Genomic DNA, 18,286 nt, shown 5'->3' with positions numbered 1-18,286 from the left:
TGACCCTATCTGCCCGCGCGAGCCGCCTCGTCCGAGAGGCGCAGTAAGGTTCAGCGCGTGAATGACAAGCTGGTGTGGATCGATTGTGAGATGACCGGGCTCTCCCTGGCCAACGACGCGTTGGTCGAGGTGGCCGCCTTGGTGACCGACTACGACCTCAATGTGCTCGGCGAGGGGATCGACTTGATCGTGCGGCCCCCGGAGGCGGCGCTCGAGCAGATGAACGACTTCGTGCGCAACATGCACACGAGCTCAGGGCTGCTGACCGAGCTCGAAGCCGGCCTGAGCCTGCGCGACGCGGAGGAGCAGGTGCTGGACTACGTCCGCCAGTTCGTCCCAGAGCCGGGCAAGGCACCGATGGCCGGCAACACGATCGGCACCGACCGAGCCTTTCTCGCCCGCGACATGACCGAGCTCGAGGGCTGGTTGCACTATCGCGTGATCGACGTCTCGTCGATCAAGGAACTGGCCCGCCAGTGGTTTCCACGGGCCTACTTCGCGGCACCGGTCAAGGCCGGTCACCACCGTGCGCTGGTCGACATCCAGGAGAGCATCGAAGAACTGCGCTACTACCGGCGCACCGTCTTCACCCCCGAACCGGGCATCGACACCGACACCGCGAAGGCCATCGCGGCCGAGGTGTCCGGTTCGTTGAAGGGCGCGGTCTGAGTCGTCATCAGGTTGCGTTAGACTTACCGACGCCGTGTCGGGCGCATGCTCGACACGCGTGGTGGGTGTAGCTCAGTTGGTAGAGCACCGGCTTGTGGTGCCGGTGGTCGCGGGTTCAAGTCCCGTCATCCACCCCAACAAGACCCCCGTTCCGCAAGGAGCGGGGGTCTTGTCATTCGCTCCCGAGATCGATGTCCCCGCTGTCGGACCTGACCCGGACGAATCCAGCGCCTTCTGCGTCCGACTGCAGCGCATTGGACACCTTCCCGGACTTGGAACTTGTCGTGACGACGTAGGTCCGTTTGCCGGTCGGCACGGTCGCCCAGATGTCTCCAGCGACCGTCGTGGCCTTGAATCCGAAGGGCTGCGTCGAGAACGACGCCCGGATGTCTCCGTCCCCGGTCGCCGCCGAGAACTCGTCGACCTCCAGCTTGGACGCCACGATGTCACCGCTGTCCGACGTCACGGTGAGAACACCCTCGGTCAGACCGTCCGCGACCACATCGCCCGAGGTCGTCCTGACCACGACCGGCATGCCCTTGGGAATCTCGAGGGTGGCTGACACCCCGCAGCCCGGGGACAGCCACGTCTGGCATCCGGACGCGATCTTGATCTCATCGCCGCGCCGGCCCAGCGCAAAGTCGGTTTTACGGAGGCCCGAGGTGATGCGGGCACGGATCTTGACGAGGTCTTCCTCTCCCTCGACGAGGGTGACATCGGCAGATCCGGCATTGATCACGACCTGGGCGGAGCCGTCGAGCTCGACCACGCTGGTCGAGATGCGGCTCTCACGTTTGAGCAATGACGCGCCCAGCACCAGCCCCGCCAGCAGCCCGACCGTCAGCAGCGTGCCGATCACGGTCAGGAGCGTGCGCGAGGCCGGTGAGCGCACGTCATAGTCAGCGATCGTCTCCTCGTGCGTCATGGGGCAGTCTGCGCCGACAGGGTCGAGACCGGGACGACGTCGACGGCGCCCTTGCGGGCCGCGTCGGCGGTCTCGTCGTCAGGCATCGTCTGGCTCTCCCGTTCGGCCTCGACCCGCTTGAGGTAGTGGTCGACCTCGTTGGCCCGCTGGGCCTCGCTCCAGCCGAGCACGCCACCCATCAGCCCGGCGACCTCCTCGGCGACGTCGGTGCCGCGATCGAAGGTCTCGATCGAGATGCGCGTGCGTCGCGCGATCGCGTCGTCCAGGTGCCTGGCACCCTCGTGCGACGCGGCGTAGGTGATCTCGGCGCGCAGGTAGTCGTCCGCGCCGGAGAGCGCATTGCCCAGATCCGGCCGCTCGGCGATCAGGTCGAGCAGCTCCTGGGTCAGCGAGCCGTACCGGTGCAACAGGTGCTCGATCCGACCCACGCCCAGACCACTGGACTCGGCCAGCATCTGCCGCTGGTTCCAGACCGCCTCGTAGCCGTCGGCACCCAGCAGGGGGACGTCCTCGGTGCACGAGGGAGGGACCGTGCGGCCCAGGTGCGTCGACATCCCGTGCACCGCAGCGTCGACGGCGTCCTTGGCCATGACCCGGTACGTCGTGTACTTGCCGCCCGCGATCACGACGAGCCCCTTGACGCTCGTGCCGACCGCGTGCTCGCGTGAGAGCTTGCTGGTCGCCTCGTCCTCGCCGGCGAGCAACGGCCGCAGGCCGGCGTAGACGCCTTCGACATCCTCGTGGGTCAGGGGATCGATAAGCACCGTGTTGACGTGGTCGAGCAGGTAGTCGATGTCGCTGCGACTGGCCGCGGGGTGGTCCTTGGAGAGCGACCAGTCGGTGTCGGTCGTGCCGATGATCCAGTGACGCCCCCACGGGATCACGAACAGCACCGACTTCTCGGTGCGCAGGATCAGGCCGGACTCCCCGCGGATGCGGTCGCGCGGCACCACGAGGTGCACGCCCTTGCTCGCGCGGACGTGGAACTGCCCGCGCTCGGAGGTCATGCCCTGCGTCTCGTCGGTCCAGACTCCTGTCGAGTTGATGACCTGCCTTGCCCGGATGTCGAACTCGCGGCCGGACTCCAGGTCCTTGACCTTGGCCCCCGTGACTCGGTCGCCCTCGCGGAGCAGGCCCACGACACGTGTGCGGCTGGCGACGTGGGCTCCATACGCCGCGGCGGTGCGCGACAGGAACATCGTGTGCCGGGCATCGTCGACCTGCGCGTCGTAGTAGTGCAGCGCGCCGACCAGTGCGTCCTTCTTGAGCGCCGGCATCATCCGACGCGCCCCACGCCGGGTCAGGTGACGGTGCAGCGGTACGCCCTGGCCGTATCCGGAAGCCTTGCTCATCGCGTCGTACAGCGCGACGCCGGAGCCGGCGTAGAAGCGCTCCCACACGCGGTGCGTCAGCGGATAGAGGAAACCGACTTCGTGCACGAGGTGGGGTGCCAGCTTGCGCAGGTTCAGTCCGCGCTCCCTGAGCGCCTCGGCGACGAGCCGGAAATCCAGCATCTCCAGGTAGCGCAGGCCACCGTGCATGAGCTTGCTGGAACGGCTCGACGTACCGGACGCGAAGTCGCGCGCCTCGACCAGGCCCACAGACAGTCCGCGGGTCGCCGCATCGAGCGCGGAGCCTGCGCCCACAACTCCTCCGCCGATGACCAGCACGTCCAACGGCGTCTGTGCCATCGCATCGAGAGCGGCTTGACGGTTTTCGGGTGACAGGGCTACCGATCTCATGCCCCCAGTCAATCAGGTGCACCAACTGGTCGCGGACGCGTGCGGCCGCCGAACGCCGCAGCGTGTCCCAGCCGCACTGCTCAGTCGGTCTCGACCCAGTCGAGGGTGCGGTCGACAGCCTTCTTCCACTGCCGGTGACCGGCCTCGCGCTCCTCAAGCGTCGACGTCGACTCCCACCTCCGCGACTCGTGCCAATTGGCAGTCAGCTCGTCGGTGCTCGCCCAGAACCCCACGGCCAGGCCCGCCGCGTAAGCGGCACCGAGAGCCGTCGTCTCGGCCACGACCGGGCGGCTCACCGCGACGCCGAGGACATCAGCCTGGATCTGCATGCACAACTCGTTGCTCGTGACTCCCCCGTCGACCCGCAGAGTCTTTAGGTCGAGGCAGGCGTCGGCGATCATCGCATCGACGACGTCTCGGCTCTGATAGCAGATGGCCTCGAGAGCGGCCCGCGAGACGTGCGCGACCGTGTTGAACCGGGAGAGCCCGACGATGACCCCCCGCGCATCCGAGCGCCAGTACGGGGCGAACAGACCCGAGAACGCGGGCACGAAGTAGACGCCCCCGTTGTCCTCGACACTGCCGGCCAGGCTCTCGGAGTCCGCGGCCGCCTTGATGATCCCGAGCTGGTCCCGCAGCCACTGGATCGCCGAGCCGGTCACCGCGATCGAACCCTCGAGCGCGTAGACCGCTGGTGCGTCTCCGAGCTTGTACGCGAGTGTCGTCAGCAGACCGTTGGTCGACCGGACGATCTCGGTGCCGGTGTTGAGCACGAGGAAGTTACCGGTGCCGTAGGTGTTCTTGAGCTCGCCGGGCTCGAAGCACACCTGCCCGACCAGCGCGGCGTGCTGATCACCCAGATCTCCGGCGATCGCGACCTCGCCTCCGAACGGACCATCCTCGCGGGTGTGGCCGTACACCTCGGACGACGAACGGATCTCCGGAAGCATCGAGCGTGGGATGTCGAACAGTGCCAGCAGCTCGTCGTCCCACTGCAGTGATTCCAGGCCCATCAGCATCGTGCGGCTGGCGTTCGTGACATCGGTCAGGTGCAGTCCGCCGTCTGGTCCGCCGGTGAGCCACCACATGATCCAGCTGTCGGTGTTGCCGAAGATCGCGTGCCCCGCCTCGGCATCGGCACGGACTCCCTCGACGTTCTCCAGGATCCACTGGATCTTGCCGCCCGAGAAGTACGGCGCGGGCGGCAGACCCGCGCGTTCGCGGATCAGGTCTCCGTGGCCGTCTCGTTCCAGCGCGCTGGCGATCTTGTCGGTGCGGGTGTCCTGCCACACGATCGCGTTGTAGTACGGCTCGCCCGTGCGGCGGTCCCACACGACCGTTGTCTCCCTCTGGTTGGTGATGCCGACCGCGACCAGGCCGTCGGCAGCGATGCCGGCGCGCCCCAGGGCTGCCTCGATGACGTCCTGCGTCGCCTCCCAGATCTCGTGTGGGTCGTGCTCGACCCATCCGGCGCAGGGCAGGATCTGCTCGTGCTCGAGCTGGTGGCGGGCCACCTCGTGACCGTCGTGGTCGAAGATCATGAATCGAGTGCTGGTGGTTCCCTGGTCGATCGCGCCGACATACCGCGCCTGTGCATCCGTAGCCATGCGCGAGAGCCTAGCGAGGTCACTCGGCCTAGGCTCAGCACATGCGCTTGATCCTCGTACGCCATGGTCAGACTCCGGCCAACGTCGAGGGGGTGCTTGAGTCGACCGTCCCTGGACCCGGGCTCACCCCGCTCGGCCACGAGCAGGCGATCGAGCTCGTCCCGGCGCTCGCAGACCACAAGATCGACGCGCTGTTCGTCTCGTCAATGGTCCGGACGCACCTCACCGCTGCCCCGCTGGTCTCCGATCGCGCGCTTGCGCCACTCGAGCGGGACGGCATCCGGGAGATCGCCGCGGGTGACGTGGAGGGCAACACCGACGATGCCTCGGTCGCCCAGTATCTCCGCACGCTCCTGTCGTGGTGCGGGGGTGACCTCCACGTACGAATGCCCGGCGCAGAGAGTGGTCACGAGGTCATCTCCCGGTTCGACGGCGTGGTCGGCGAGGCGGAGTCGCTGGGCGTCGAGAGTGTCGCCTTCGTGAGCCACGGCGCCGTGATCCGCGCGTGGTGCGCGGCCCGTACAAACAACGTCGACCTCGAGTTCGTCATGCACCGTCATGTCGTCAACACCGGGATCGTGGTCGTCGAGGGATCCTCCGAAGCCGGCTGGGAGGTCCGTTCCTGGCTCGGCCAGAGCATCGCCGAGGCGGCGGCGATGGGCATTGCCTCCGGCCCCTTCGACAGGTAGCAGTACCGACGGACGCGGCGAGCCCCTGACCGCCGCGGCGGTCAGGGGCTGCTCCGGTCAGTCCTGCAGCATCTCGCCGTGGACGTCGCTGTGCGGGACGGTCGGGATCGTGCCGAGCCGCCCCTTCTGGAAGTCTTCGAACGCCTGCATGACCTCGGCCTTGGTGTTCATGACAAATGGTCCGGCCCACGCGATCGGCTCGCGGATCGGCAGGCCGCCGAGCACGACGACCTCCAGGGCTGAGTGCTTGCTGTCCTGGCGTTGGTCAGCGCCGACCGTGATCGTCTCCCCGTGTCCGAGCACCGCCAGCTGGCCCGAGCTGATCGGACGCCGCTCACGGCCGACGTGGCCGGAGCCGCTCATGACGTAGACCAACGCGTTGAAGTCGGCACGCCACGGCACCGTCATCTCGGCTCCCGGGAGGACCGTCGCATGCACCATCGCCATCGGCGTGTGCGTCGAGCCCGGACCCTTCACGCCGTCGACCTCGCCGGCGATGACCCGCAGGAGAGCGCCGGCGTCGGGGGTCGACGCCAGGCCGACGTCGGTGCCGCGAATGTCCTGGTAGTGCGGCGGGAGCCACTTGTCGGCCTTCGGCAGATTGACCCACAGCTGCAGGCCGTGGAACGTGCCGCCCTTGACGACGAGCCATTCCGGCGGCGTCTCGATGTGCAGCAGGCCGCTGCCGGCGGTCATCCACTGCGTGTCGCCGTCGGTGATCGAGCCACCGCCACCGTGGGTGTCCTGATGGTCCATGACGCCGTCGACCATGTAGGTCACGGTCTCGAAACCACGGTGCGGGTGCCACGGTGTGCCCTTGGGCTCGCCGGGCTCGTACTCGACCTCGCCCATCTGATCCATGTGGATGAACGGGTCAAGCTTGCTCGGGTCGACTCCGGCGAACGCCCGGCGAACCGGGAAGCCTTCGCCCTCGAAGCCCTTCGGCGCGGTGGTGACGCTCACCGGCGCGCGGTCCTCGGTCTGCGTCGGCGCCGCGATCACGCGGGGCAGCACGGTCCAGTCGGCAACATTCACAGCAGGCATCAGGTTCTCCTCGGTAGGTCTTCAAGATAGTTTAACATTCAATGACTGTCAACCATTCCCGTACGCTGCCGACATGGCTGTCGCTCCTCTCGTCTCCGCGATCCGCGAGGCGCTGCAGAGCGCGGCAGATCCTGAGCGCGCACCCCGCATGCAGGCGTACACGAAGTCCGCGATGCCCTACCGAGGCGTGCCGATGGCCGAGATCCGCTCGATCGCCGGGGCAGCCGCGAAGGCGCACCCACCGCACACGCTCGCCGAGCTCGAGACCGCGGTCCGGAGGTTGTGGGACGGGGCCGCGTTCCGGGAGGAGCGCTACGCCGCGGCCAGCCTGCTGCGGCTGAAGATCGCGACGGGCCGGCTCGAGCTCGTGCCGCTGTACGAGCACCTCGCCACGACAGGCGCCTGGTGGGACCACGTCGACGACCTCGCACGGCGCATTGCAGCACTGCACGACGCGCATCCGGAGCAGACCGCGGCCGTCGTGCGTTCCTGGAGCACTGCCGATGATCTGTGGTTGCGCCGGCTCGCGATCCTCGGCCAGCTGCGACGCAAGGAACGCCTCGACCCCGCTGTGCTGTCCGACGCCGTCGAGTCCAACATCGCGGACCGGGAGTTCTTCATCCGCAAGGCGATCGGCTGGGCGTTGCGCGACCACGCCGGGTCCGATCCGGACTGGGTCCGCGCCTTCGTCGCGAGCCACCCGGACCTGAGCGGAGTGTCCAGACGTGAAGCGCTCAAGCACCTCTGACCGCCGATCAGTCCTACGCTGAGGGCATGGACGCAGCAACCGAGAAGCGGGACGTCGTCATCGTCGGGGGTGGCCACAACGCCCTGGTCGCCGCGACGTACCTCGCCCGCAACGGACTCACCGTGACGATCCTCGAGCGACTCCCGCATGTTGGTGGCGCCGCGATCAGCGCACCGGTATTCGACGGCCTCGATGCCCATCTCTCGCGCTATTCCTATCTCGTGAGCCTGATGCCGGAGGAGCTCATCACGCGCCTCGGGCTCGAACTTGAGCTCCGATCACGAGACACCGCGTCGTACTCGCCCTACGACGGAGGCGGTCTGCTGATCGAGACCGCGGAGGGTGCCGCGACCGAGGAGTCGTTCCGTGTGCTGACCGGTTCGGACACCGAGCTCGTGGCGTGGCGCCGGTTCTACGCCGAGGTCGCGACGGTCGCCGCGGCAATAGCCCCCACCCTCCTGAGCCCACTCCCCCACATCGGCGAGCTGCGCGACCAGGTCGAGATGGCGATCTGGACCGATCTGATCGACGAGCCCCTGGGCACCGCGATCGAGCGCCGATTCACCCACGACCTGGTCCGTGGGGTCGTGAGCACCGACGCGCTGATCGGCACCTTTGCCTCGCTGCACGATCCCACCCTGATCCAGAACCGTTGCTTCCTCTACCACCTGATCGGCAACGGGACCGGCGAGTGGCGCGTGCCGGTCGGCGGCATGGGCGCGGTCACGGGTGAGCTCGAGCGGGTCGCACGCGAGGCCGGCGTCCAGATCCGCACCAACTGCGAGGTCGACGGCATCGATGCCCGCGACACCGATGCGACGGTCTGCGGCGACGGGTTCGTGATCGAGACGGACTGGGTGCTCAGCGGTGTGGCGCCGTACGTCCTGGCGCGACTGCTCGGCGACCCTGCTCCGCCCAAGCCGTCGGGCTCACAGTTCAAGATCAACCTGCTCGTCTCCCGCCTGCCGCGACTGAGGTCAGGCATCGACCCGGCGATCGCGTTCGCCGGCACGCTCCACCTCGGCGAAGCGATGAGCGAGCTGGAGACGGCATGGGCGCAGGCCGCTGCGGGCGCCCTGCCCGACCGGGCAGCCGGCGAGCTCTACTGCCACACCCTGACCGACCGGTCGATCCTCGGCCCGGGCCTGGCGGACACGCCGGCGCAGACCCTGACGTACTTCGGGCTGCACACCCCGTACGACGTGCTCCCGGACGAGATCGCGGCGGAGCAGGCGTACGCGCAGTTCCTCGCGGCGCTCGACGAGCACCTCGCCGAGCCGATCGAGCCGCTGATCCTCGGCGTCGAGCACCGCACCCCGGCTCAGATCGAGGAGTCACTCGGCATGCCCGGCGGCCACATCTTCCACGGCGACCTCCAGTGGCCGTGGCTCGAGGAGGGCGAGCGGCCGCACGACGCGGCGGAGCGTTGGGGCGTCTCGACGGGCCACCGCAGGGTGCTGATGTGTGGCAGCGGCGCTCGTCGCGGTGGCGCAGTCAGCGGCATCGCAGGGCACAATGCGGCCCACGCGATCCTCGAGGCACTCCCGATTATGGAACGACCGTGAGTGGCTGATAACGTTTCCCTCGCTTCGCGGCATTAGCTCAATTGGCAGAGCAGCTGACTCTTAATCAGCGGGTTCGGGGTTCGAGTCCCTGATGCCGCACTGTGAAGGCCCCGTTCCTCGCCGAACGGGGTCTTCGCTTTTTTCGCGAACGGAGGGCGCCCGTGGAGACTGCTCGCGCCATCGCCCGACTCGACCTGGAGCGGGCGTCCGCACAGGATCTGCTCGCCGCCCTGACCCGCGACTTCACCGGGATCATCGAAGCCTCGGCCGACTCGAACGCCGACGACGAGCACGACCCCGAGGGGGCGACGATCGCCTTCGAGCGATCGCAGGTGTCGGCAATGATCGAGCAGGCCCGGCACCGCCTGGCCGAGATCGCCGCCGCTCACCTGCGGATCGACGCCGGGACGTACGGGACGTGTGAGATCTGCGGGACCCAGATCCCAGAGGCTCGACTCGATGCGCGCCCCACCGCCCGGACGTGCGTCACGCACACGACGAGACAGGAATAGGCCACCCGAGCACCCCGTTGACCCTGGTATGAAGATCTTGCTCACCGGGGGAACCGGCTTCATCGGCTCAGCCGTGCTCGACCACCTGGTCGACGCGGGACACCACGTCACGGCGATAGTCCGCAACCAGAAGTCGTCGCTCGCAGTCCAGGACGCAGGCGCCACAGGCATCATCGGCGACCTGTTCGACGCGGAGTGGCTCGCCTCGGAGCTCCGTCAGCACGATGGCGCGATCCACACCGCAGCCGGCAGTGACGACCGGGACATTGCTCTCAACGATGCCGTGATCGATGCGGCGTTGGCCGCGTTCGGCGGCACGACCAAGCCCTTCGTGCACACCGGGGGCATCTGGATCTACGGCAGCAACGCCTCGATCAGTGAGGGTGACGAGCTCGACTCCCCCGCGCTGACGCAGTGGCGTACCGCCGGCGAGCAGCGCCTGCTCGACTCCGACGTCAGGGCCTCGGTCGTCCAACCCGGCATCGTCTATGGTCACGGCAAGGGCATCCCCGCGATGCTCCGCGACGCGGTCGACGGCAACCGGGTCGCGCTGATCGGCAGTGGCGACCAGCACTGGACCTCGGTCCACGTCGATGACCTGGCCAACCTGTACGTCCGGGCGCTCGAGAAGGCACCCGGCGGACGGGCCTACGTCGGCGCCAGTGGACAGAACCCCACGGTGCGTGAGCTCGGCGAGGCGCTGGTCGGCGCGGTCGTGCCAGAGAGCCGCGAGGCGACCCTCGAGCGACTCGGCGGGTTCGGCGAGGCGCTGCTGCTCGACCAGCAGGCCAGCGGCGCACGCGCCAAGACCGAGCTCGGCTGGGAGCCGAGCCGCCAGAGCCTCGTCGAGGCGCTGCGCGAGGGCTACCCCGCAGCGGCCTGAACCGGCCGGTCATCGAGCTCCCGGCTGCGGAGCGCTGGCGACTCAGTCCGTCGATGGGGCCCGCGTGCTGACCGTCGTGAGGAGCACGACGGAGTCCTCGATCGCCTCGAGGGAGTGGCGGGAGTCCGGCACCTCGATCAGGTGCCCAGCGGCGCCTCCCCATGAGTCATCACCCGCAACGAGTCGCACCCGGCCCTGCAGGACATGAACCGTGGCCTCGCCGGGGTTCGCGTGCTCGCCCAGGGAATGGCCGGCCGCCAGCGCGATCATGGTCTGGTGGAGGGTGTGCTCGTGTCCTCCGCGCACCGAGTGCGCACTGCGGCCGCTCGCCGCAGATGTCGCGATCTCGAGCTGCTCGCGCGCCAGCGCGGTCAAGGAGATGTTCATGATGATCCTTTCGGTTGATGAGTTCTGCGTCTACGCACCAGTTTCTCCAACCCCACGACGGGCACGACCACGGCACCGGCGAGCGCCGCAACCATCCATTGGGTCAGGTTGAGGCCGCTCGAGCTGAAGACCTGTTGCATGACGGGGACGTGCACGAACGCGGCCTGCAGCACGATGACCGCGCCGACGCCGAAGAACACGTAGTGGTTGGAGAAGAATCCGATCGACCTGATCGGCTGCTTCAGAGTGCGGCACATGAGCAGGTAGAAGACCTGGAAGAACATCAGTGCGGTGACGGCAAGCGTCTGCGCCTCGGCCAGGGCGCCGTCGCTCGGTGTCTGCCCACCCGTCAGCGGCTCCCCCGACGCGTCGAGCGAGATCACGAACGTCGCGACGGCGATCGCACACATCAGGATGCCGACGTAGGCGGTGCGCACCAGCACGAAGCGTGACAGCAGCGGCTCGTGCGGGTCACGCGGGCCGCGTGACATGAGTCCCGCCTCCCTGGCCTCAAAGGCCAGGGGCAGCGCCAGCGAGACTGTGGCGATCAGGTTGATCCAGAGGATCTGCACGGGCTCGATGGGCAGGATCGGCTGCCCACCAACCACCGGGAACACCAGCACTGCGACCAGGATCACGAGGCCCTCGCCGACGTTGGTCGGGAGCGCGAAGGCCAGGGCCTTGACCAGGTTGTCGTAGACGCGGCGACCTTCTGAGATCGCCGATCGGATCGTCGCGAAGTTGTCGTCCGCGAGGACGATGTCCGCGGCCTCCTTCGCGGCCGCCGTACCGGTGATGCCCATCGCGACGCCGACATCGGCCTGGCGCAGGGCCGGCGCATCGTTGACGCCGTCCCCCGTCATGGCCACGATTGCGCCGTTGGCCTGCAGCGCCCGCACGAGGCGGAGCTTGTGCTCCGGGGCGACGCGAGCGAAGACAGCCGTACGGCCGACCCGCGCGAGCAGCGCGTCATCGTCAAGCTCTGCGATCTCCGGGCCGGTCAGGGCCGGCAGCTCACCCACGATGCCGAGCTCGCGACCGATGGCCGTCGCAGTGCCCGGATGGTCACCCGTGATCATCTTGACCGCGATGCCGGCGCGATGACATTCGGCGATGCTCTCGGCCACACCGTCCCGCGGCGGATCGATCATCGCGACAAGTCCCAGCAGCTCCAGCGTGTCCGGCCACGATGCCGCCGCCATCAGCACTCCCCGGTAGCGCGCGAACGCCAGCACACGCATCCCCTCACCCGCGTAGCGCTCGAGCGCCTCGCGAGCCGGAGCCGTCATGAGGTCCGGGAAGTGCTCGAGGACAACTTCCGGTGCGCCCTTCACATACGTCATGGGTTCGGCTATCTCATCTGGTGTCTCGAACACCCCCGCCATGTAGCGACGATCGGCGTCGAAGGGCAGCAGGTCGACACGCGGTCGCTCGGCCAACGCACTGCGAGACAGCCCGGCCCGGTCGGCCGCTGCCAGGAGCGCAGCATCCGTCGGGTCTCCGACGACCTGACGTGCCGCGGCATCACCGGTCAGACGACTCTCGTTGGCGAGCACCGCCGCCACAAGAAGCCGCTCGACCGAGTCGGGAACCTGCATGACCTCTTCACCGTCCCGCACGACCCGGCCCTCCGCGGCGTAGCCCTGGCCCTCGAAGCTCACCTCACCGTCGGGTGTCCACGCACGGCGCACGACCATCTCGTTGCGCGTGAGCGTCCCGGTCTTGTCGGTGCAGATGACGCTGGTGGCACCCAGTGTCTCGACGGCGGGGAGCTCCCGGACGATCGCGCGTTGCCGGGCCATCCGACGCACGCCGATCGCGAGCGCGATCGTCACGATCGCCGGCAGGCCCTCAGGGATCGCGGCCACAGCCAGCGTGATGGCGGCGAGTGCCGCGTCGGCAAGCGGATAGCCCCTCGCCAGCGCGACGGCGAGCAGCACGACGGTGACCGCGGCGATGATCCGGGTGACCCGGGAGCCGAGCAGGGCGATCGAGCGGGTCAGGGGTGTCGCCGTGCGCTCGGCGCTGCTCAGCAGACCGGAGATACGACCCAGCTCGGTGCTGCCGCCGGTCTCCACGACCAGGCCCTGACCCGTCCCGCTGCTGACGATCGTGCCGGCGTGCAGGACCGACGAACGCTCGGCGAGCACGGTCTCGGTCGGGACGCTGCGGGCTGACTTGTCGACCGGCACCGACTCGCCCGTCAGAGCGGACTCGTCGGCGCGCAGGCCGTGGTCCTCGATCAGGCGGAGATCAGCCACCACCCGGCCACCCGGTGCCATCTCGACGACATCGCCCGGAACGAGTCGTTCGGATGCGACTGCGGTCCATTCGCCACTCCGCAGCGCGTTCGCGGGTGTGGCGACCATCTCGGCCAGCGCGCTGATGGCCTGTCCTGCGCGGAACTCCTGGACGAATCCGATCGCGGAGTTCAGGAGGACGACGGCGAGGACGACGGCGCCATTGACAACCTCGCCGAACGCGAAGGCCACGCCGGCCGATGCGATCAAGGCATAGATCAACGGGCTGGTGAACTGGCGGGCCAGGACCCTCCACCACGGCGGCCCGTCGTCATGCTCGATGGTGTTGGGCCCGTACACCTTCATCCGCCGCTCGGCATCCTCGGCCGTCAGACCGCCGCGTTGCGCCGAGAGGGCCTCCAGAGCCTCGCCGATCTCGAGGTCATGCCACGTGGCGGGCGGCCGGTCCACCGTCGTCACGGCCGATACTCGACGCCCGAGCGCGCTGCACTGAGTGTCGTCCCCGCGGTGCCGGCGAACATCTTGTCGATGTCGCGCAGCGAGCCGATCACCGCAGTACCTTGGGTCTCCCTGGCGAATTGTGCGGCCGCCCGGACCTTCGGCCCCATCGAACCCGCCGGGAAGTCGTCCGGGTTCAGCGCATCCGGATGTGCGCCGGCGATGAGTCGCTGGTCAGGTCCGTTCCAGTCGACGTAGACGCCGTCGACGTCGGTCGCGATCACGAGCAGGTCCGCGCCGAGGTCTCGCGCCAGGACTGCGCTGGCCAGATCCTTGTCGATCACGGCCTCGACCCCCACGATGAGATCGGTCACGGGGTCTCGAGTTGTCGGCACGCCACCGCCGCCGGCGCAGATCACCACGCCCTTGTTGTCGAGAATCCACTGGATCGGCTTGGTCTCCACGATCCGCAGCGGCGTGGGCGAAGGGACGACTCGTCTCACGTCAGCACCATCGGGCTTCATGACCCAGCCATGTCGCTCCGCCATCGCCTGGGCTTCATCCGCGGTGTAGACCGGGCCGACGAACTTGGTCGGGTCGTCAAACGCAGGATCGGTGGGGTCGACGACGGTACGGGTGACCAGCGTGGCGATCGCCCTGTCGTTGCCCAGCCTGTTGCCCAGCTCCTGCTCGATCATGTATCCCAGCATCCCCTCGGTCTGCGCGCCGAGGACGTCGAACGGGTACTCGCTGATCTCCTCGTAGGAAGCAGCCTGGAGCGCCAGCAGCCCGACCTGTGGCCCGTTGCCATGGGACACGACCAGGTCGTGGTCCGCGGCGATCTGGGCCAACGGGACGCAGGCCTCGGCGATCGAGACGCGCTGGTTCTCCACCGACATGGGTTGTCCACGTCGCAGGATCGCGTTGCCTCCCAGCGCGACGACGACCAGCACGTCAGCGGGTCTCGAGCGTGGCCACGAGGACCGCCTTGATGGTGTGCATCCGGTTCTCCGCCTGGTCGAACACGATCGAGTGCTCGGACTCGAACACCTCGTCGGTCACCTCCAGGCAGGTACGACCCGTGCGCTGGAAGATGTGGTCGCCCACCTCGGTCTTGCGATCGTGGAACGCGGGGAGGCAGTGCATGAACTTGACGTCGGGGTTGCCCGTCATCGCCAACAGCTCGGCGTTGACCTGGTAGTCCGACAGCAGCGCGATGCGCTCGTCCCACGCCGCTTCCGGCTCACCCATCGACAACCACACGTCGGTGTACACGTAGTCGGCCCCGGCCACACCCTGGGCGGTGTCACTGGTCTGCAGGATCCTTGCCCCGGTGGTCGAAGCGATGCCGGTCGCGATGTCAGCGACGTGATCCGGGTTGCGCAGCTCGGTCGGCGAGACCATGCGGACGTCCATGCCCATCATGGCTCCGGCGACGAGCAGCGAGTTGGCCGTGTTGTTGTGGGCATCGCCCACGTACGCGAAGCAGATCTGGTCGGCTGGCTTGTCGGTGTGCTCGAGCATCGTCAACATGTCGCACAGCGACTGCGTCGGGTGCCACTCGTCGGTCAGCCCGTTCCAGACCGGAACGCCGCTGGAGGTCGCGAGCTCCTCGACGCTGGCCTGCGAGAACCCGCGGTACTCGATGCCGTCGAACATCCGACCCAGCACCCGACCCGTGTCCTTGACCGACTCCTTGTGCCCCATCTGCGACCCGGACGGATCCAGGTAGGTCACATGGGCGCCCTGCTCGTGTGCGGCGACCTCGAACGCGCAGCGTGTGCGGGTCGACGACTTGGCGAAGATCAGGGCGAGGTTCTTGTCCCGCAGCCTTGACCGCTCGTGACCGGATCGACGCTCCGCCTTGAGCGCAGCGGCGAGGTCGAGCAGACCGTGCCACTGCTCCACGGTCACGTCGAGCTCCTTGGTGAAGCTCTTGCCGCCGAGCTGCAGGTCGGTCATCGGCCGGGGGCTGTTCGGGGCGCCATCCTGAGATGTCATGCGTTGACTCCTTCGCGAACGATCGGGCAGGTCATGCAGCGGGGGCCGCCACGTCCGCGACCGAGCTCCGAGCCCACGACCGGGATGACCTCGATGCCGTTCTCGGTGAGGTACGCGTTGGTCGTCGTGTTGCGTTCGTAGCCCATGATCACGCCCGGCGACACCGCCAGGAAGTTGTTGCCGTCGTCCCACTGCTCACGCGCTGCGGCCATCGGTGTGGTCGGCACACGAAGCACCCGGAGCTTGTCGACCTCGATGGCCTCGGCGACCGACGCGAAGAGCTCGGCGTTCTCCGCGACGCGATAGTGACCCGCGGCCCCGTCCGGTGTCAGCGTGAACGACCGCAGGTTGTCCGGTAGGTAGGGATAGACGCAGAACGCGTCCTTGTCGATCATCGTCATCGCGGTGTCCAGGTGCATGAAGGCGCGGGTCTTCGGAAGTTCCACGACGATGATCTTCGACGCGGTCTCGGTCTCGAACAGTCGGCGGGCCAGCATCTCAACACCCTGGGGGCTGGTGCGCTCCCCCATGCCGATCATGACGGCGCCGTTGCCGATCACCGTGATGTCGCCGCCCTCGATCGTCGCCGGCTCGTGGATCAACGCATCGTTGCCGTAGAGGAAGGTGAAGTCGGCGCCCGTGAACATCGGGTGGAAGTTGTACATGACCTGGGAGTTGATGGTCTCCCGCTTGCGGGCCGGCTTCGACATCGGGTTGACCGAGACGCCGCCGTACATCCAGGCGGAGTTGTCGCGCTGGAACAGGTGGTTCGGGAGCGGCGTCAGGAGGAAGTCCTCGTCGTCGAGATACTCCATCAGCAGGCTCGACACCTTGAGCCGGGGAGCGATCTCCCGCTTCAGCACACCGCCGATCATCATGTCGGCGAGCTCAGCGGCCGGGGTCTCGTTGACCAGGAAGTCCAGCGGAGCGTCAAGCGCCGGGCCGAAACGCGTGGCCGTCGTGAGCTGGTCCTGGAGGAACTCGCGGGCCCCCGGCTGGTCGATCGCGGTGGCGAGCAGCTCGGCGAAGTAGTGCACCTTCGTGCCTCGTCCGCGGAGCTGGGCGACGAAGCCGTCATGCTCCTCGCGAGCCCGCTCGGCCCACATCACGTCGTCGAACAACAGCTCGTCGACGTTGTCGGGGGTGAGCCTGGAGAGCTCGCTGCCTGGACGGTGCACGATCACTTCGCGCAGCTCGCCGACCTCGGAATCAACATGGAACGTCATGGTCAAAATCTCCTTGGGATGGTGCTGGATGAATGGTTGGTGTGTCGGGTTCGGCGCAGCGGCGGCACTAGATCATGGATCCCAGCGCGATGAAGGCGCCGCAGACGACCACGAGCACCAGGAGGAATGGCGCCATGAAGCGCAGGTACTGGTCGTAGCGGACCCTCGCGAGCGCCAGCCCGCCCATGACTACCGCCGAGGTCGGGGTGATCAGGTTGACGATGCCCGAGGCGGACTGGAAGGCCGTAATGACCATCGCGCGGGACACCCCGGCGAAGTCGGCGAGAGGCGCGAGGATCGGCATGGCCAGGGCCGCGTGGCCAGATGTCGACGGCACCAGGAACGCCAGCGGGATGTTGATGAGGAACATCAGGACACCGAACACGCCGGCGGAGGTGTTGCTGACGACGTCCTCCATCGAGTGCAGGACGGTGTCGGTGATCTGCGAGTTGTTCATGATCACGGTGATCCCCCGGGCCAGGACGATGATCAGTCCCACACCGATGAAGTCTCCGGCCCCGTGGACCAGGGTGTCGGTGAGCCCCTTCTCCCCCAGTCCGCCAATGAGGCCGACCACGACGGCCATCACGATGAACAGGGCGGCGAGCTCCGGGAAGTACCAGTCGAGCTGCCAGACATAGCTTGCGGCATCGGGGCCGCTGATGACCTGGGCCCACGGGACGATCGCGAAGATCATGAAGGCGAATGTCAGCCCGACGATCGTCAGCACGCTCTTGTGCTTCGCCGTCAGTGCCGGAGTCTCGCCGATGCCGAGTGCGGCCAGCTCGGTGTCGCCATCCTTCGGCTCCACGAGCGACCGCGACGGGTCCGCCTTGACCCTGCTGGCGTAGCGCAGCACGAACAGCACGCCCAGCGGGACCAGCACGACGTACATCAGCAGTCGGAAGCCGATGCCGTTGCCGATCGAGATGCCGGCGGCGTCCGATGCGACTCCGGTCGCGAACGGGTTCACGGTCGAGGCGAGCACACCGACACCGGCCCCGACCAGGATCGTGGCCGCGGCGACCATCCGGTCGTAGCCCAGCGAGAGCATCAGCGGGATCACCAGGGCGTAGAACCCGAGCGTCTCCTCGGCCATGCCCTCGGTCGTGCCGCCCAGCGAGAACAGCACCATCAAGATGGCGATCACCACGACGCCGTGTGACTGGAACCGCCTGGCCACGCGGCCGATGCCGACGTCGATCGCGCCGGTCTTCATCGACATCGTGATGAAGATGCCGATCGCGAGCACGAACATGAAGACGCCGACCGCACCGAACAGCTCGCCGGTCTCATAGGGACCGATGAATCCACCCTCGGACGCCTTGACGCCGTAGAGGCCGTTGATCGGCGCCATGAACAGCTGCATGAGCCGGTCGCCGAAGCTCAGCCCGGCATCCACTCCGCCGTACGAGCCCGGAATCGGGGCGCCGTTGTCGTCGAGCTTGTACGCACCGGTCGGCACGACGAACGCGAGCAGCCATACGGCGATCGTCACCCCGAACAGCACGGTGAACGCGCTGGGGAAGTGGAACCCGCGCGCGGGCTTGCCCGTTGCCGGCGCTGGGGTGCGAGTGGTGCTCGACATG

Annotated in this window: 16 protein-coding genes and 2 tRNA genes; 8 read left to right on the top strand and 10 right to left on the bottom strand. The window is 67.8% G+C overall.

What is annotated here, in order from left to right; genetic code table 11:
- Window positions 1–57: 57 nt before the first annotated feature.
- Window positions 58–669, top strand: coding sequence for an oligoribonuclease (gene orn / locus C6I20_RS03800; RefSeq protein ID WP_118394746.1), 612 nt, complete (start codon window positions 58–60; stop codon window positions 667–669).
- A 61-nt stretch (window positions 670–730) separates the two neighbouring features.
- Window positions 731–806: transfer RNA gene (locus C6I20_RS03795), tRNA-His, on the top strand.
- 35 nt (window positions 807–841) lie between these two features.
- Here C6I20_RS03795 and C6I20_RS03790 read toward each other — a convergent pair.
- From C6I20_RS03790 to glpK, 3 genes are all read right to left on the bottom strand, one after another.
- Window positions 842–1,594, bottom strand: coding sequence for a DUF4097 family beta strand repeat-containing protein (locus C6I20_RS03790; protein ID WP_118394745.1), 753 nt, complete (start codon window positions 1,592–1,594; stop codon window positions 842–844).
- Window positions 1,591–3,336, bottom strand: coding sequence for a glycerol-3-phosphate dehydrogenase/oxidase (locus tag C6I20_RS03785; RefSeq protein WP_118394744.1), 1,746 nt, complete (start codon window positions 3,334–3,336; stop codon window positions 1,591–1,593). The genes C6I20_RS03790 and C6I20_RS03785 overlap by 4 nt, the downstream gene beginning before the upstream one ends.
- Window positions 3,337–3,416: 80 nt before the next feature.
- A complete protein-coding gene (gene glpK / locus C6I20_RS03780; RefSeq protein WP_118394743.1) occupies window positions 3,417–4,943 on the bottom strand; it encodes a glycerol kinase GlpK in 1,527 nt (508 codons plus the stop codon).
- Window positions 4,944–4,984: 41 nt separating this feature from the next.
- Between glpK and C6I20_RS03775 the strand changes: the two genes are divergently transcribed.
- Window positions 4,985–5,632 carry a histidine phosphatase family protein gene (locus C6I20_RS03775; protein ID WP_118394742.1) on the top strand — a complete coding sequence of 216 codons (648 nt, stop codon included), beginning with the start codon at window positions 4,985–4,987 and terminating at the stop codon, window positions 5,630–5,632.
- 57 nt (window positions 5,633–5,689) lie between these two features.
- Here the strand turns inward: C6I20_RS03775 and C6I20_RS03770 are convergent, their stop codons facing one another.
- Complete coding sequence (locus C6I20_RS03770) at window positions 5,690–6,676, bottom strand: pirin family protein (RefSeq protein WP_118394741.1); 987 nt, start codon at window positions 6,674–6,676, stop codon at window positions 5,690–5,692.
- Window positions 6,677–6,749: 73 nt separating this feature from the next.
- Between C6I20_RS03770 and C6I20_RS03765 the strand changes: the two genes are divergently transcribed.
- The 5 genes from C6I20_RS03765 (at window position 6,750) to C6I20_RS03745 (ending at window position 10,384) form a co-directional block, all read left to right on the top strand.
- The gene (locus C6I20_RS03765) at window positions 6,750–7,424 is read left to right on the top strand and encodes a DNA alkylation repair protein (protein WP_118394740.1); all 675 of its coding nucleotides are present in this window, start codon (window positions 6,750–6,752) and stop codon (window positions 7,422–7,424) included.
- 26 nt (window positions 7,425–7,450) lie between these two features.
- On the top strand, window positions 7,451–8,989 hold the full coding sequence (locus C6I20_RS03760) for an NAD(P)/FAD-dependent oxidoreductase (protein ID WP_118394739.1): 1,539 nt from the start codon (window positions 7,451–7,453) through the stop codon (window positions 8,987–8,989).
- A 26-nt stretch (window positions 8,990–9,015) separates the two neighbouring features.
- Window positions 9,016–9,088: transfer RNA gene (locus tag C6I20_RS03755), tRNA-Lys, on the top strand.
- Window positions 9,089–9,150: 62 nt separating this feature from the next.
- The gene (locus C6I20_RS03750; protein ID WP_118394738.1) at window positions 9,151–9,501 is read left to right on the top strand and encodes a TraR/DksA C4-type zinc finger protein; all 351 of its coding nucleotides are present in this window, start codon (window positions 9,151–9,153) and stop codon (window positions 9,499–9,501) included.
- A gap of 28 nt (window positions 9,502–9,529) precedes the next feature.
- A complete protein-coding gene (locus tag C6I20_RS03745) occupies window positions 9,530–10,384 on the top strand; it encodes an NAD-dependent epimerase/dehydratase family protein (protein WP_118394737.1) in 855 nt (284 codons plus the stop codon).
- A gap of 42 nt (window positions 10,385–10,426) precedes the next feature.
- Here the strand turns inward: C6I20_RS03745 and C6I20_RS03740 are convergent, their stop codons facing one another.
- The 6 genes from C6I20_RS03740 to C6I20_RS03715 form a co-directional block, all read right to left on the bottom strand.
- A complete protein-coding gene (locus C6I20_RS03740; protein ID WP_254052239.1) occupies window positions 10,427–10,771 on the bottom strand; it encodes a cupin domain-containing protein in 345 nt (114 codons plus the stop codon).
- Window positions 10,768–13,491: an HAD-IC family P-type ATPase gene (locus C6I20_RS03735; protein WP_216822984.1), complete on the bottom strand. Its 2,724-nt coding sequence runs from the start codon at window positions 13,489–13,491 to the stop codon at window positions 10,768–10,770. The genes C6I20_RS03740 and C6I20_RS03735 overlap by 4 nt, the downstream gene beginning before the upstream one ends.
- Window positions 13,488–14,423: a carbamate kinase gene (gene arcC, locus C6I20_RS03730; protein ID WP_118394735.1), complete on the bottom strand. Its 936-nt coding sequence runs from the start codon at window positions 14,421–14,423 to the stop codon at window positions 13,488–13,490. Before arcC ends, C6I20_RS03735 begins: the two co-directional genes overlap by 4 nt.
- 1 nt (window position 14,424) lies before the next feature.
- Complete coding sequence (gene argF / locus C6I20_RS03725) at window positions 14,425–15,432, bottom strand: ornithine carbamoyltransferase (protein ID WP_118394734.1); 1,008 nt, start codon at window positions 15,430–15,432, stop codon at window positions 14,425–14,427.
- A gap of 35 nt (window positions 15,433–15,467) precedes the next feature.
- Window positions 15,468–16,697: an arginine deiminase gene (locus C6I20_RS03720; RefSeq protein ID WP_118394733.1), complete on the bottom strand. Its 1,230-nt coding sequence runs from the start codon at window positions 16,695–16,697 to the stop codon at window positions 15,468–15,470.
- A gap of 67 nt (window positions 16,698–16,764) precedes the next feature.
- Window positions 16,765–18,285 carry a YfcC family protein gene (locus C6I20_RS03715; RefSeq protein WP_118394732.1) on the bottom strand — a complete coding sequence of 507 codons (1,521 nt, stop codon included), beginning with the start codon at window positions 18,283–18,285 and terminating at the stop codon, window positions 16,765–16,767.
- Window position 18,286 lies beyond the last annotated feature (1 nt).

Origin of the sequence: Aeromicrobium sp. A1-2 (assembly GCF_003443875.1) — a bacterium.
Lineage (GTDB): Bacteria > Actinomycetota > Actinomycetes > Propionibacteriales > Nocardioidaceae > Aeromicrobium.
The sequence above is the reverse complement of the archived record's forward strand: the minus strand, read 5'-3'. Positions and strand labels throughout refer to the sequence as shown.

Excerpts from the sequence above, each read along its gene's own strand:
- C6I20_RS03790 (WP_118394745.1), bottom strand. The coding sequence starts at position 1,594 with ATGACGCACGAGGAGACGATCGCTGACTATGACGTGCGCTCACCGGCC.
- C6I20_RS03785 (WP_118394744.1), bottom strand. The coding sequence starts at position 3,336 with ATGAGATCGGTAGCCCTGTCACCCGAAAACCGTCAAGCCGCTCTCGAT.
- glpK (WP_118394743.1), bottom strand. The coding sequence starts at position 4,943 with ATGGCTACGGATGCACAGGCGCGGTATGTCGGCGCGATCGACCAGGGA.
- C6I20_RS03775 (WP_118394742.1), top strand. The coding sequence starts at position 4,985 with ATGCGCTTGATCCTCGTACGCCATGGTCAGACTCCGGCCAACGTCGAG.
- C6I20_RS03770 (WP_118394741.1), bottom strand. The coding sequence starts at position 6,676 with ATGCCTGCTGTGAATGTTGCCGACTGGACCGTGCTGCCCCGCGTGATC.
- C6I20_RS03765 (WP_118394740.1), top strand. The coding sequence starts at position 6,750 with ATGGCTGTCGCTCCTCTCGTCTCCGCGATCCGCGAGGCGCTGCAGAGC.
- C6I20_RS03760 (WP_118394739.1), top strand. The coding sequence starts at position 7,451 with ATGGACGCAGCAACCGAGAAGCGGGACGTCGTCATCGTCGGGGGTGGC.
- C6I20_RS03745 (WP_118394737.1), top strand. The coding sequence starts at position 9,530 with ATGAAGATCTTGCTCACCGGGGGAACCGGCTTCATCGGCTCAGCCGTG.
- C6I20_RS03740 (WP_254052239.1), bottom strand. The coding sequence starts at position 10,771 with ATGAACATCTCCTTGACCGCGCTGGCGCGCGAGCAGCTCGAGATCGCG.
- argF (WP_118394734.1), bottom strand. The coding sequence starts at position 15,432 with ATGACCGACCTGCAGCTCGGCGGCAAGAGCTTCACCAAGGAGCTCGAC.
- C6I20_RS03720 (WP_118394733.1), bottom strand. The coding sequence starts at position 16,697 with ATGACGTTCCATGTTGATTCCGAGGTCGGCGAGCTGCGCGAAGTGATC.
- C6I20_RS03715 (WP_118394732.1), bottom strand. The coding sequence starts at position 18,285 with ATGTCGAGCACCACTCGCACCCCAGCGCCGGCAACGGGCAAGCCCGCG.